Here is a 14,231-nt window from a genome sequence, read left to right on the forward strand (position 1 = left end):
TGGTTGCAGGCAAAAAGCCGGAAAGGGAGCGGGGCGTTTCCTCCCCGCTCCCCCGCAGATTACCGGGAATAGATGACCTTGTCGATCAGGCCAAACTCCTTGGCCTCCTCAGCGGACATGAAGTTGTCACGCTCACAGGCGGCGGTGACTTCCGCCACGTTCCTGCCGGTGTTGTCGGCCAGGATCTGGTTCATACGCTTCTTGATGATCTCCAGGCGCTTGAGGTGGATGGCCATATCAGTGATCTGGCCCTGAGTGCCGGCGGAGGGCTGATGGATCATGATCTCCGCGTTGGGCAGCGCCAGGCGCTTGCCCTTGGCGCCGGAAGAGAGCAGGAAGGCCCCCATGCTGGCCGCCATACCGATGCAGATGGTGGATACATCGCACTTGATGTACTGCATGGTATCGTAGATGGCCATACCATCGGTGACGGAGCCGCCGGGGCTGTTGATATAGAACTGAATGTCCTTATCCGGGTCCTGGGCCTCCAGGTAGAGCAGCTGGGCCACCACCAGACTGGCGGTGGTGGCGTTGACCTCCTCGCCCAGGAAGATGATGCGGTCGTTGAGCAGGCGGGAGAAAATGTCATAGGACCGCTCGCCCCGATTGGTTTGCTCCACTACATAGGGTACTAAGCTCATGATTGCGAAACTCCTTTATTCTGATGTCGGGGCAGCCGGCCTCCCTCTCAGAGGCCGGGGCCCCGGACCATCCCCACCCTTGGGCAGGCTTACCTCAAAGTATGCCCACCCTGCGGCGTCTTATTCCTCGGTCTTGGCCTCCTCAGCGGGGGCCTCCTCGGTCTTCTTCTTGGTGGTGCGGCGCTTCTTGGGCTTCTCCTCGCCCTCGGCAGCCTCACCCTCGGCCTCCTCGGCCTTCTTCTTGGTGGTCTTCTTCTTGGCAGGAGCCTTGCCCACCTTGGCGCTGTCATAGATGACCTGCTCGGCCTTCTGCACAGCCAGACCCTTCTTCACGTCCTCAGCGGGAGCGGCGGCCTTCACCTGATCCAGCTCCATGTGGTACTCGTCGGCCAGGCGCTTGTACTCGGCCTCCAGGTCCTCGCCGGTGATCTCGATGTTCTCGGCGGCCACAACGGCACCCAGAGCCAGATCACGGCGCACCCGCTCCAGAGCGGCGGCGCCGGCCTGAGCGCGGACAATGTCGATGGTCATGCCGGTCATAGCCATATACTGCTCGAAGGAGATGCCCTGAGCCTGGATGCGGCGGGCCATATCCTCCACCATCTGGTCGGTCTCGTAGGCCACCATGGCGTCGGGGATCTCAACCTCCATGTTGTCCATGACCTGCTCCATGACAGCAGCCTCAAAGGCGCGCTTGGCCTGGGCCTCACGGCGCTCGGTCAGCTTGTCGGCCAGGTCCTTCTTGAAGGCCTCCAGGGTGTCGAACTCGGACACGTCCTTGGCGAACTCGTCGTCCACGGTGGGCAGCTGCTTCTCCTTGACCTCGTGGACCTTGACCTTGAACACCACGGGAGCGCCGGCCAGCTCCTCGGCGTGATACTCCTCAGGGAAGGTGACGTTGACATCCTTCTCGTCGCCAGCCTTGGCGCCCACCAGCTGATCCTCAAAACCAGGGATGAAGGCGCCGGAGCCCAGCTCCAGGCTGTGGCCCTCGGCCTTACCGCCGTCAAAGGGAACGCCGTCCTTGAAGCCCTCGAAGTCGATGACCACGGTGTCGCCGTTCTGAGCCTCGCGCTCCACGGTCACCATGCGGGTGGCGCGGTTGATGTAGGGCTTGAGCTCGCCCTCGATATCCTCGTCGGTGATCTTGACCTCTTCCTTCTCAGCGGTGAGGCCCTTGTACTCGCCCAGCTTCACCTCGGGACGGACGGTGACGGTGGCCTTGAAGGTCAGGCCGTCCTTACCGGCCTCCAGAACCTCCACGTTGGGCCAGGACACCACGTCCAGCTTCTCCTGCTCCACGGCATCGGCATAAGCCTGGGGATAAAGCTCGTTGATGGCATCTTCATAGAACACGCCGGAGCCGAACATACCCTCGATGATCTTCCGGGGGGCCTTGCCCTTCCGGAAGCCGGGCACGTTGATCTTGCTGCGCTGCTTCAGATAAGCCTTCTGGACCGCGGCCTCAAACTCCTCGCCGCCGATCTCGATGACCAGCTCCACGGCGCTCTTTTCCTGCTTCTCGACGCTTTTGACATTCATCTTGTTAACTTCCTCCTGTCAGCCCCGGGGCCCGGACAGGGGTCCAGGACGGGGCAGCTTTCGCGTTATCCGTTATATATTATCAGATATGCGCGGAAATTGCCATAGTTTTTTTCAATTATTCCAGGATTTTTTGGGGCTGGAACCCCACATAGTCCGCCGCCACCAGGTGATAGGCCACCGGACCAAACTTCCCCTCCACCGCCAAACGGTGGCTTCCGCCATGAAGATGGCCGTAATAGCAGGCCTCCACCTCATACTGTTCCAGCAGCGAAATGATCTCCGGACAGCGGTAGCCCTGGTACAGGGGCGGGTAGTGAAGAAAGCACAGCTTCTTCCTCTCCCCCGCTGCCTTCAGGGAGGCCTCCAGCCGGATCAGCTCCCGGTTGAATACCTTCTGGTCCCCTTTTTCCTCGTAAAACCAGCCTCGGGTACCGCACAGAGCGTACTCCCCATATTCATAACAGTTATTATGGAGAATATTCAGGGTGGAAAAGCCCTTCTCGGAGAAAAAGCGGTTCATCTTGGAGGCGGTGTTCCACCAGTAGTCGTGGTTGCCCTTGAGCAGCAGCTTCCGATTTCCCGGCAGACCGTCCAGAAAGGCGAAGTCGGCCTCCGCCTCCTCCAGGCTCATGCCCCAGGACAGATCGCCGCACAGCACCACCGTGTCCTCCGGGCCTACCGCCTGAAAGCCCTCCCGCAGCTTGTCCACATAGCCCTCCCAGCCGCCGCCGAACACGTCCATGGGCTTGTTGGAGCGGAGGGAGAGGTGGGTGTCGCCAATGACAAACAGGGCCATTTACTTGAGCATCTCCAGCACCTGGTCCACCATGTGGTCCTTGGCGACGGTCTGGCTGAAGCGCACGCTCTTGCTCTTGAGGGCGGCCAGCGGGGCGGGCACAGGCACGCCGGTGAGCTCGGCCAGCTGGTCCAGAATGGCGGTCCCCTCCGCCAGTTCAGTAACGCCCAGGGCGCCCAGTACGCTGTCGCAGAACTTGAAGGGGCTGGCGGTGGACACCACCACGGCGGGGGTCTCGTCGCCGGTCTCCTTCCGGTACTGGTCCAGCACGTCGAAGGCCACAGCGGTGTGGGGATCAATGAGGTACTGGTGCTCCTGCCACATCTGGCCAATGACCTTCTGGGTCTGGGCGTCGTCGCAGCAGCCGGCGGCAAAGATGCGGCTGAGCTTGGTCTGGATGGCGGGGCTCACCTTATACATACCGCTGGTGTTCAGCTGGTTCATGTAGCCCCGCACCTCGGCGTCGTCATGGTTGCTCAGAGCAAAGAGCATCCGCTCCAGGTTGGAGGAGATCAGGATGTCCATGGAGGGAGACATGGTGTTGTAGAAGGTACGGTTACGGTCGTACTGACCGGTACGGATGAAGTCGGTGAGCACGTTGTTGGAGTTGGAGGCACAGATCAGCTTGTTGATGGGCACACCCATCTCCTTGGCGTAGTAGGCCGCCAGGATGTTGCCGAAGTTGCCGGTGGGGACGCAGACGTTGATGGGGTCCCCCTTTTTGATCTTCTCGTCCCGCAGCAGATCGCAGTAGGCCGAGATGTAGTAGACGATCTGAGGAAGCACCCGGCCCCAGTTGATGGAGTTGGCGGAGGACAGGAAATACTCCCGCTCGGCCAGCTGCTCCCGCAGGGCCTCGTCAGAGAAAAGCTTCTTCACCCCGGTCTGAGCATCGTCAAAGTTGCCCACCACGGAGCAAACGCCCACATTGCCGCCCTCCTGGGTGTTCATCTGCAGCTCCTGGATGGCGGATACGCCGTCCTTGGGATAGAACACCAGAATGCGGGTGCGGTCCACGTCCCGGAAGCCCTCCAGAGCAGCCTTACCGGTATCGCCGGAGGTGGCCACCAAAATGCACACCGTCTTGGACTCCTGATTCTTCTTCAGGGAGGCGGTGAGCAGGTAAGGCAGCATCTGCAGCGCCATATCCTTGAAGGCACAGGTGGGGCCGTGCCACAGCTCCAGGCAGTAGGTCTTGTCATCCACCTGCCGGACGGGAGCCACCTCAGGCACGTCGAACTTGGCGCTGCTGTAGGCCTTGGCAGCAAAGCTGGTGAGTTCGGAGGAGGTGAAGTCGTCCAGATAGGAATTCATCACGAAGACCGCCCGCTGCTGGTAGGACATATCCCGCATGGTATTCAGGCCGTTGGGAGACAGCTTGGGGAACACCTCGGGGGTCATGAGACCGCCGTCGGCAGCCAGTCCCCGGGCAATGGCCTGGGCCGCGGTGCAGCGGTCCTGTTTGTTTCTCGTGCTTACATAGTACATACTTTGCTCACTACCCTCATCAGATTATTGAAGAACAGATCCTGCAGCAGAGACGCAGCGTAGCCCCGCGCCTGCAGGAAGTGGTAAAGTCGTTCATAGTCCTGGACCCCGGCCATACTGCCGGCCAGTGGGCTGCATCCGTCCAGATCGCCTCCCAGGGCGATATTTTTCCCGCCTCCCAGCTCCAGCCAGTGGTCCAGATGGGCGGCAATGGCCTCCAGATCCGCCTCTCCCCCAACAAATTCAGCAAAGAGGTTCAGGCCCGCCACGCCGTTATGCTCTATTATGGCAGTAAATTGGCTGTCGGTCAAGTTCCGGGGATGAGAAAACACCGCTCTGCTGTTGGAATGACTGGCGAAAAAGGGGCCGGACAGGGTGTCCGCCACATCCCAGAACCCCGGGTCAGACAGATGGGACACATCCACCAGCATCCCCAGCTCCTCCGCCTTGCGGACAAAGGCCTTTCCCTGGACAGTCAAGCCTTTATCGGTGTCTTCGGCGTTGGTGCCGCCCAGAGCGTTGGCCCGGTTCCATACCGGGTTCACCGCCCGGACACCCAAAGCGTGGGCCTCCTCCAGCCGCTCCACAGAGCAGTCCAGCAGCTCCGCCCCCTCCACAGACAGGAAGGCCGCCATCTTCCCGGCGGCAAAGGCGCTCTCCGCCTCCTCTGCTGTGCGGCAGTGGGTGATCACAGAGGCGTTTGCCTCCATTTCCCGGGAAAAGAGAGCGTATTCCCGCTCAAAGGTCTCCCGGGGTGTAAGCCCGGGGAAATCCTCCGGCTGACCAAAGAGGGCAAAAAACTGGGCATACCGGCGGAAGGCGCTCCCCCGCTCCAGATCCACATGGTAGGGATTGCGGCCAAAGTCGCCGCCCTCCAGGCAGCATTTCAGCACCGTATCACAGTGTCCATCAAAAATGTCAATCTCCGGCAAGGCTCCCGCCTCCTTTAAAACGCATTTTCCCAATAGTGAAACTCCGGCTCCCGGGTAGCCATCCCCTGGGGCGCATACAGCTCCGCCACATCGAACCGGGGCTGAAGCCCCATATCAGGGTGCTCCGCCAGCCAGCACTCCGCCGTGGTCCGCAGCTTCTGCTGCTTCCGCCGGTCCACCGCCGCCCGTCCGGGGGCGAAGGAATCATTCTTCCGCAGCTTCACTTCTATAAAGCATAAATACTTGTCAGTCGTTGCAATCAGGTCGATTTCTCCAAACCGGCAGTGATAGCCGGCGGCAAGGATGGTATAACCCCGCTGCCGCAGCAGCTCCGCCGTCCTGGCCTCCCCCCAACGGCCCAACAGCTTGGCCTCTCCCCCGCTCACAGCTTCTTCAGGAAGGTACGGCGGTGGATGGGACAGGGTCCGTACTGCCGCAGACGCTCATAGTGGAGTTTTGTGGGATATCCCTTGTGCTGCTCAAAGGCGTACTGGGGGTATTGTTCCGCCATCTCCTCCATGTAACGGTCCCGGCTCACCTTGGCCAAAATGGAGGCGGCAGCGATAGATGCCGACAGGGAATCTCCCTTTACAACTGTTGCGTGGGGTGTGGTGACGGCTCCGTGCTTTCCGCGGTCCCGGTTGCCGTCGATGAGGGCGAAGTCGGGCTTGACGCTCAAGCCATCAATGGCTCGTTGCATGGCGTTCATTCGGGCGCTGAGGATATCGGTTTCGTCGATCTCCTCCGCCTCCACCCAGGCCACACTACAGGCCCTGGCCTGCTTCATAATCAGATCGTAGAGCAGATCTCGCTTTTTGGGGGTCAGCTTTTTGGAGTCGTTCAGGCCGTCCAGGTCCAGCTCCCGGGGCAGAATCACCGCGGCGGCGTACACCCGGCCGGCCAGGGGGCCTGCCCCCGCCTCGTCACAACCGCATACCAGCTCATGACCCTGGGCCCAGCAGTCCCGCTCCAGTTCCCACAGATCCATACAGTATATCTCCTTTACACCTCTTGGGGAGTCTCCAGGGTAAAGTTACCCAGCTTGCCGCCGCGGTACTCCTCCAGCAGCACCCGGGCCATGCGCTCGGTGTCCACCTCGCCGCCGGAGATCAAAAAGCCCCGCTTGCGGCCGCAGGCCTCCAGCAGCTCCCAACCGGCTAAACCGGGCTGGGGCTCCACCTTGTAACGGTCGGTGATGGCCTGGGGATACCGCTGTCCCAAAATCTCCATCAGGTGGCAGGCCAGGGTCTCCCGGTCCATGATCTCGTCCTTCACCGCCCCGGTGAAGGCCAGGTGCATTCCGGTGATCTCATCCTCAAACTTGGGCCACAGGATACCGGGGGTATCCAGCAGGTCCAGGCCAGAGTCCACGTTGACCCACTGTTTGCCCCGGGTGACGCCGGGCTTGTTGCCCGCCTTGGCAGACTTTCTTTTCGCCACCTGATTGATAAAGGTGGACTTGCCCACGTTGGGCACCCCCACCACCATGGCCCGCACCGGCCGGCCCACCAGGCCCTTGGCCTTCCACTGCTCGATCTTGTCCTTCAGGGCGGACTTGATGGCGGTGGAGAACTGGCTGACCCCCTTGCCGTCCCGGGCGTTGGTCTCCATGACCCACCAGCCCCGCTGGCGGAACCAGTCTCCCCACACCTTGTTCATGGCCGGGTCGGCCTGATCCGCCCGGTTGAGGATGATGAGCCGGGGCTTGTCGCCCACGATCTCATCGATATCCGGGTTGCGGCTGGAAATGGGAATGCGGGCGTCGATGATCTCCGCCACCAGGTCCACCAGCTTCAGATCCGCCTGGATCTGCCGCCGGGTCTTTGTCATATGGCCGGGATACCATTGGATGTTCATGCTCCCGCCTCCTTCGTTCGGTAAGAATCAATTTTATGCTCCATTATACACAAGATGTAGTAGTTTGAAAAGAGCAAACACGCATAAAAAAAGAGAGGGAGGCAGCAGCCTCTCTCTCTTTTTTCGGATAAATCCAATGCGATTAGATGCGCTCCTTGACCTTGGCGCTCTTACCCACGCGGTCACGCAGGTAATACAGCTTGGCGCGGCGCACCTTACCCTTGCGGACGATCTCGATCTTCTCCACAGCGGGAGCGTGGATGGGGAAGACCTTCTCCACACCGACGCCGTAGGACACGCGGCGAACGGTGATGGTCTCCTCGATGCCGCCGTGCTTCTTGGCGATCACGGTACCCTCGAAGACCTGGATACGCTCACGGTTGCCTTCCTTGATGTGCACGTGCACACGGACGGTGTCGCCCACATTGGCCACGGGGGGCTCAGCCTTCTGATACTTGGCGCTGAAAGCCTGCATAAGATCCATTTGATTTTCCTCCTGTTGATAGGCGTTCTTACCGGCCATGATCCGCCGTCCTTCTCTGGACAGCAACCGCAGAGGACCGCCCTTTATTGAGTCCGAGATAGTATATCATGTCCTATCTCAAATTGCAAGCAGATTTTTCATTTTTTCCTCGTTTTCCGCAGTGGAACAGCGGCCAGCCAAAAGGCAGTCAGCAGCAGAGTCAGATTGCCCTCCCCCGCCCGCCACAGCAGGAACGCCCCCATGGTCAGGCCCATGGACAGCCCGGCGGAGAGCAGGCCCACCACCGGCCGCGCCCAGTCCTCCCGGCCCGCCAGGGCCAACAGACAGCCCAGCGCCCGGCCCCCGTCCAGGGGACCCACCGGCAGCAGGTTGAACAGGCCCAGAGCCAGATGGAGGCCGGTAAAGCACCACCACGCCTCCCCCAGTCCGGAACAGATCCAGGCACACATCAGGTTGACCGCCGGTCCGGCCAGGGCGGCCGCCAGCTCCCGGGCGGGCCCCAGGGGGTATCGGGCGGACAGAGCCATCTCCGCCCCCACGCAGGAAATGTTCAGCCGGGCTACCCGTCCCCCCAGCAGCCGGATGGCGGCATAATGACCCAGCTCATGGATGGCGCAGGCCGCCAGGGCCTGGGGCACCAGTGTCCCGCTGTCCAGATAGTACAGCAGAGCCCACAGCAGCAGCGCCCCCGCCGTGATCTCCATACGCCCCCATCTCATTCAGCTGGTCTCAATATAGTAGATGGGATTGATGCGCACCCCGTTGAGCCGCAGCTCCAGGTGCAGGTGGGGGCCGGTGGTATTGCCGGTATTGCCGGACAGGGCCACCGTATCCCCCGCTTTCACCGTCTGGCCCTGACTGACCAGCAGCTGACTGCAATGGGCGTAAAAACTCTTCACTCCGTTGGCGTGGCTGATCTGGAGATAGAGGCCGTACTGGTCGGGGTCGTCGCCGATGTAGTCCACCACCCCGTCGGCAAAGGCCTTGACCTGGGTGCCGGTATTCACCGCCAGGTCCACCCCGTTATGGAACTTCTCCTCCCCGTCCACCGGGTGCTCCCGCCAGCCGAAGGGTGAGGTGAGCACACCCATCACCGGACTCACCGTCTGCGCCAGATCCAGCCGGTACTTATCCATGGAGGTATTAGCGGGCAAGGCGGGACCGGCGTAGTCCACGTGCTCCACCGCCGGTTCCGGGGTGGGAGTGGGCTCCGGTGTGGCTGCCGGCTGAGGCGCCGGGGTAGCTGCCACCGCCGGGGTGGCCTGGGGATCGATCTTCAACCCCAGGGTCCCGGTGCCTGCCTGACGGCCAAAGCCGCTGAGCCAGGCGGCCTGAGCGGCATAGAGCGCATTCTCCCCCGCCGCTCCGCCGGGCTTGGCCTCCTCCCCGCCCAGCATCTGACTCCACGCGTCCCCCAGGGTCTCCAGCACAGGCTCCCCTTTGGAGATGGACTGGCCCAGGTCGGCAAAGACCGCCTGAAAATCCGTGTCCCCCCGCAGCAGGCTCAGCACCTGCTCCCGCAGGGCGGCGATCCGCTCCGGGAAGACCCCTTTTCCGATAAATACCGCCAAAAACAGTGCCAGACAGACCACCAGCTGAGTGATCCGCCGCCTCTCCCGTGGGCCCAGCACTGTTTTCCCCTTGTTTCGCCCTGTTTTTCTGCTGGCTACCCTGCTTCGCTGCTCTCTCATGCCGGCCCGCATCCCTTCTGTATGAGTGTGGGCTATCTATATGCGGCAGAGCGGCGGTTTATGCGGACAACCCGATTTAGGATTTGTCCCCCATGATGGCGTCCCAGTACCGTTTGGCGGCCTGTTCCACCTTGTTGTCTCCGTACTGATAATAGTGACTGCCCGCCAGGGCGTCGGGCAGGTACTGCTGGCGTACCCAGTGGTTGGGGAAGTCGTGGGGGTAGAGATATCCCTGGTCCCGCTCCATCCCCGCCGAGTCGGCGTGGACGTTCTGGAGGTGCCGGGGGTAGTCCCCCGTCTTGCCCTTGCGGATGTCAGCCTGAGCGGCGGCAATGGCCTTGTACACCGAGTTGGACTTGGGGGCGGTGGCCAGCAGGATAGCCGCCTGAGCCAGGGGCAGCCGGGCCTCGGGCAGGCCCAGCTGGAGGGCGTTGTCCACCAGAGCCTTAACGATGAGGGCCGCCTGGGGATAGGCCATGCCCACGTCCTCGCTGGCCGAGCACAGCAGCCGCCGGATGGCAGTGATCAGGTCCCCCGCCTCCAGCAGCCGGGCCAGATAGTGGCAGGCGGCGTCCGGGTCGGAGCCCCGGAGGGACTTCATCAGGGCGGAGGCGATGTCGTAGTGGTCGTCCCCCTCCCTGTCGTAACGCATAGCGGAGCGCTGGGCCACTGTCTGGGCATCGGCCAGAGTGACAAGGAGCTTTCCTTGCTCCCGCTTGGCGGAGTTGAGGAGCAGTTCCACCGCGTTCATGGCCTTGCGCACGTCCCCGCCGCAGGCGGAGGCGATGTGCTCTTTCACGCCCTCCTCGCACACCACCTCCCCCTCCAGCCGCTCCCCCATGAGTTTAATGCCCCGCTCCACGGCGGGCAGCACATCGGCGGCGGTGAGAGGCTTGAACTCAAAGACGCTGGAGCGGCTGAGCACCGCGTTGTAGACATAGAAGTAGGGATTCTCAGTGGTGGAGGCGATGAGGGTGATCTTGCCGTTCTCCATGAACTCCAGCAGGGACTGCTGCTGCTTCTTGTTAAAGTACTGGATCTCGTCCAGATAGAGCAGCACCCCGTCGGGGGCCAGCATGGTGCCGATCTGAGCCATGATCTCCTTGATGTCGGAGATGGAGGCGGTGGTGGCGTTGAGCCGGTGGAGGGGCCGGTTGGTGCGCTTTGCGATGATGTTGGCCACCGTGGTCTTGCCGGTGCCCGATGGGCCGTAAAACACCAGATTGGGGATGTTGCCTCCCTCAATGATGCGGCGGAGCAGCCCTCCCTCCCCCAATATGTGGCGCTGACCCACCACCTCGTCCAGAGACTGGGGCCGGATCTCGTCCGCCAAAGGCCGGTATGACATGGGAACGACCTCCCTTAAAAGCAGAATGGAGCGGAATACCTTCCGCTCCATTCTAACACGTGTTCGAGTATTCGTAAAGGGAACGGGGCGGGAAAATTCCCGTCCCACGGGACGTTTCAGCTCCCGGAACGCGGGGTCACCTGCCTGGTTGTCAGGTCCAGCTGGTACTGCACCCCGTCCACTGTGTAAGAAAACGTATCCTGGCTGTCGTTCACCGACCAGTCAGAGCCTATCTTGGCCGCCGACAGCACCTGCACCCGTCCGTCCCGGTAGATGACCAGCAGTTCCTCGGAAAAATGCATCATGTTCCGGTGGCGGATGGCCAGGACGGTGCCCCAGGGCGTATCCGCCCGGAACTCCGGGATGTTGGTGCCAGGGTCGCCCTTGTGGAACACCTCCCACAGCTTTTGCTGATAGGCCGCCTCCTCCAGCTTGATCACGTTGCCTTTGGCGGCACTCACCGGGGCATCCTCATACAGCCGCAGGAAGGTGACTGCCGCCTGCTCCCGGCTGTAGGTGCCCAGCGGGTCAAAGGTCAGCGCGGAGGCAGAGGTGCTTCCCATGATGCCCAGTCCCACCACAGAAGCAATGCTGTCTATGGCCCAGGTGGCCATTTCGCTATAGTCGGTATAGCCGCTGTACAGCGCGATCCGGTGGTCCTCCGGGTCCAGCTTCTGATAGACCCGGGCCAGCAGACAGGCCGCCTCCTGCCGGGTAATGGTACCCTCCGGGTCGTAGAGGGTGCCGTCCCCCTTGCCGTTGACCAGCCCCATGTGATAGGCGACCTGGATGTAACCTCGCTGCTCTCCCGTGGGCAGATCTGTGAAGCAGGAGCCGCTCTTCTCATCGGAGAACCGCTGCCACCAGGTCAGCCCGTCGCTGAAGTCCTTCTCCCCCCAGAATTCGCCGTTGCGGTCGGGGCAGCAGGTCATGTAGTCGTTGACCAGCTGCTCATCGGTGCGGCCATAGGTCACGGCCAGATAGCGGATGACCATCATGGCAAACTCGCCTCGGGTCATAGGCTGCTGCCAATCCCCCTGAAGGGACTGGGGCACCAGACCAACCTCCACCGCACGGCTCACCTCCTCTTCCGCCCAGGAAGAGGGGCCGTCCTCCACTGCCAGGGCAGCGGGCAGGCAGCCCAGCAGCAATACCAGGGAAAGGGCCAGAGATGCGATCCGTTTCATGAGCATGACCTTCCTTTCTGTTTAGACTTCTCTAATGATATTCTACTACAAAAACCCTTCCGCCGGGGCATTTGTGACATAATTTTCATAAAAATTTCAGAAATGACACAAGGCCGCCCGAAGGCGGCCCTGTGAACAGCGTTTATTCGTACAGGGGGTACTTGGCGGTGAGCTGAGCCACCTGGGCACGCAGGTTCTCCTGGTTGCCCTCGAAGTTGGTGGCGGTCTGCCACATGACCTGGGCAATGACCTTCATATCCTCCTCGTTAAAGCCCCGGCTGGTGGCGGCGGGAGTACCCACCCGGATACCGGAGGTGACGAAGGGCTTCTCGGGGTCATTGGGGATGGCATTCTTGTTGACGGTGATGTTGACCTCGTCCAGGCGGTGCTCCATCTCCTTGCCGGTGAGGTGGGCGGGCCGCAGGTCCACCAGCATCAGGTGGTTGTCGGTGCCGCCGCTCACCAGGTCGAAGCCCTCCTTCAGCAGGGCGTCCGCCAGAGCGGCGGCGTTCTTCACGATCTGCTGCTGGTAGGTCTTGAATTCCGGCTTGAGAGCCTCGCCCAGAGCCACCGCCTTGGCGGCGATGATGTGCTCCAGAGGGCCGCCCTGGCTGCCGGGGAAAATGGCGGAGTCGATCTTCTTGGCCAGCTCCTCCTTGCAGAGGATCATGCCGCCTCTGGGACCCCGGAGGGTCTTGTGGGTGGTGGTGGTCACCACATCGGCGTAGGGCACCGGGTTGGGATGGAGCCCGGCAGCCACCAGACCAGCGATGTGGGCCATATCCACGAAGAGGTAGGCTCCCACCTCGTGGGCGATGTCGGCAAAGGTCTTAAAGTCGATGATACGGGGATAGGCAGAGGCGCCGGCCAGGATCATCTTGGGCTGGTGCTTCTTGGCCAGATCCCGGACCTGGTCATAGTCAATGTATCCCTGCTCATTGACCCCATAGGCCACCATGTGGTAGTTCTTTCCGGAGAAGTTGACGGGAGAGCCGTGGGTCAGGTGGCCGCCGTTGGCCAGGTCCATGCCCAGCACCGTGTCGCCGTGCTCACACAGAGCCTGATACACGGCAAAGTTGGCGTTGGCGCCGCAGTGGGGCTGCACGTTGGCGTGGTCGGCTCCAAAGAGCTGGCAGGCCCGCTTGCGGGCGATCTCCTCCACCACGTCCACGCACTGGCAGCCGCCGTAGTACCGCTTGCCGGGATAGCCCTCAGCGTACTTATTGGTGAGCACCGTGCCCGCCGCGGCCAGCACCGCCTGGCTGACGAAGTTCTCCGAGGCGATGAGCTCAATGTTGCGCTGCTGCCGGGCGTACTCCGCCTCAACGGCCTTGCCTACCTCCGGGTCCTGGGCGGTAAGAAACTCCATGATATCCTTGACCAATGTCTGTCGCCACCTTTCAAAATTTTAGCGATTTAACTCATTATACCGGATAGTTCTCAAAATTACAATCGTCACCATAGGAAAAACCCTCTCGTTTTTTGCCCCGTTGTGTGTTATATTGTCTAACGAGGTGATCCTATGAAAGACCATCAGGATGTCATTGCCATCGTGGAGGAGCTCAAGCGCCTCTACCCCGACGCCCTGTGTTCCCTGCAATATCCCAAGCCCTATGAGCTGCTCTTTGCCGTGCGTCTGGCCGCCCAGTGCACCGACGAGCGGGTCAACATGGTCACGCCCGCTCTGTACGAGCGCTTCCCCACCCTGGAGTCTCTGGCGGAGGCTGACGTCAGCGAGGTGGAGACCTACATCCATTCCACCGGCTTCTTCCGGGCCAAGGCCCGGGACATTGTGGCCGCCGCCCGGATGCTGGTGGATGTGTACGGCGGCGTGGTGCCCGACAACATGGAGGACCTGCTGAAGCTGCCCGGCGTGGGCCGCAAGACCGCCAACCTGATTCTGGGCGACGTGTACAAGACCCCCGGCGTGGTGGTGGCAGATACCCACTGCATCCGCATTACCGGCCTGCTGGGCCTCACAGACGGAACCCGCGACCCGGTCAAAACCGAGATGCAGCTGCGGAAGATCCTTCCCCCGGAGGAATCCAGCGACTTCTGCCACCGGATGGTGCTCCACGGCCGGGCAGTGTGCGTGGCCCGGCGGCCTGACTGCCAGAACTGCACCCTGCGGCCCTGGTGCGACCATTTCCAGAAGAGTACCGGGAACTGATTGAACGGGACGTCCCGCCAAAACGGACCTCTCCATATCCGCCCCCCTGCTTTGGAGGGCGGATTTTCCTTAAATTTTATGCCGTAAAAACG

15 protein-coding genes are annotated in these 14,231 nt (G+C 61.7%); 1 reads left to right on the forward strand and 14 read right to left on the reverse strand.

Annotation, left to right across the window (positions count from 1 at the left end):
- Positions 1-59: 59 nt before the first annotated feature.
- From WHJ28_RS14060 to glyA, 14 genes are all read right to left on the reverse strand, one after another.
- Positions 60-641 carry an ATP-dependent Clp protease proteolytic subunit gene (locus WHJ28_RS14060; RefSeq protein WP_340042693.1) on the reverse strand — a complete coding sequence of 194 codons (582 nt, stop codon included), beginning with the start codon at positions 639-641 and terminating at the stop codon, positions 60-62.
- A 120-nt stretch (positions 642-761) separates the two neighbouring features.
- Positions 762-2,183, reverse strand: a complete 1,422-nt coding sequence (tig, locus tag WHJ28_RS14065) for a trigger factor (protein ID WP_340042694.1) — start codon at positions 2,181-2,183, stop codon at positions 762-764.
- 118 nt (positions 2,184-2,301) lie between these two features.
- The gene (locus tag WHJ28_RS14070) at positions 2,302-2,982 is read right to left on the reverse strand and encodes a metallophosphoesterase (protein WP_340042695.1); all 681 of its coding nucleotides are present in this window, start codon (positions 2,980-2,982) and stop codon (positions 2,302-2,304) included.
- Positions 2,983-4,470, reverse strand: coding sequence for a threonine synthase (thrC, locus tag WHJ28_RS14075; protein ID WP_340042696.1), 1,488 nt, complete (start codon positions 4,468-4,470; stop codon positions 2,983-2,985).
- Complete coding sequence (locus WHJ28_RS14080; RefSeq protein ID WP_340042697.1) at positions 4,458-5,402, reverse strand: dipeptidase; 945 nt, start codon at positions 5,400-5,402, stop codon at positions 4,458-4,460. Before WHJ28_RS14080 ends, thrC begins: the two co-directional genes overlap by 13 nt.
- 14 nt (positions 5,403-5,416) lie before the next feature.
- The gene (locus WHJ28_RS14085; RefSeq protein WP_340042698.1) at positions 5,417-5,788 is read right to left on the reverse strand and encodes a YraN family protein; all 372 of its coding nucleotides are present in this window, start codon (positions 5,786-5,788) and stop codon (positions 5,417-5,419) included.
- Positions 5,785-6,390, reverse strand: a complete 606-nt coding sequence (gene rnhB / locus WHJ28_RS14090) for a ribonuclease HII (RefSeq protein WP_340042699.1) — start codon at positions 6,388-6,390, stop codon at positions 5,785-5,787. Before rnhB ends, WHJ28_RS14085 begins: the two co-directional genes overlap by 4 nt.
- A 14-nt stretch (positions 6,391-6,404) precedes the next feature.
- Positions 6,405-7,259: a ribosome biogenesis GTPase YlqF gene (ylqF, locus tag WHJ28_RS14095; RefSeq protein WP_340042700.1), complete on the reverse strand. Its 855-nt coding sequence runs from the start codon at positions 7,257-7,259 to the stop codon at positions 6,405-6,407.
- A gap of 142 nt (positions 7,260-7,401) precedes the next feature.
- Positions 7,402-7,743 carry a 50S ribosomal protein L19 gene (gene rplS / locus WHJ28_RS14100; protein ID WP_204704888.1) on the reverse strand — a complete coding sequence of 114 codons (342 nt, stop codon included), beginning with the start codon at positions 7,741-7,743 and terminating at the stop codon, positions 7,402-7,404.
- 137 nt (positions 7,744-7,880) lie between these two features.
- Complete coding sequence (locus WHJ28_RS14105) at positions 7,881-8,447, reverse strand: zinc metalloprotease (protein WP_340042701.1); 567 nt, start codon at positions 8,445-8,447, stop codon at positions 7,881-7,883.
- Positions 8,448-8,462: 15 nt separating this feature from the next.
- Entirely contained in the window at positions 8,463-9,434 is a 972-nt protein-coding gene (locus tag WHJ28_RS14110; RefSeq protein WP_340042702.1) for a M23 family metallopeptidase, read from the reverse strand.
- Positions 9,435-9,510: 76 nt separating this feature from the next.
- Positions 9,511-10,782, reverse strand: a complete 1,272-nt coding sequence (locus WHJ28_RS14115) for a replication-associated recombination protein A (protein ID WP_340042703.1) — start codon at positions 10,780-10,782, stop codon at positions 9,511-9,513.
- Between the two features lie 116 nt (positions 10,783-10,898).
- A complete protein-coding gene (locus WHJ28_RS14120; protein ID WP_340042704.1) occupies positions 10,899-11,969 on the reverse strand; it encodes an S-layer homology domain-containing protein in 1,071 nt (356 codons plus the stop codon).
- Between the two features lie 142 nt (positions 11,970-12,111).
- A complete protein-coding gene (gene glyA, locus WHJ28_RS14125; RefSeq protein WP_340042705.1) occupies positions 12,112-13,353 on the reverse strand; it encodes a serine hydroxymethyltransferase in 1,242 nt (413 codons plus the stop codon).
- A gap of 138 nt (positions 13,354-13,491) precedes the next feature.
- On the opposite strand from glyA, the gene nth reads away from it, so the two are divergent.
- Positions 13,492-14,139, forward strand: coding sequence for an endonuclease III (gene nth / locus WHJ28_RS14130; protein ID WP_340042706.1), 648 nt, complete (start codon positions 13,492-13,494; stop codon positions 14,137-14,139).
- Positions 14,140-14,231: the final 92 nt, after the last annotated feature.

This window comes from Flavonifractor porci (genome assembly GCF_037572415.1).
GTDB classification, from domain to species: Bacteria; Bacillota; Clostridia; order Oscillospirales; family Oscillospiraceae; genus Flavonifractor; species Flavonifractor porci.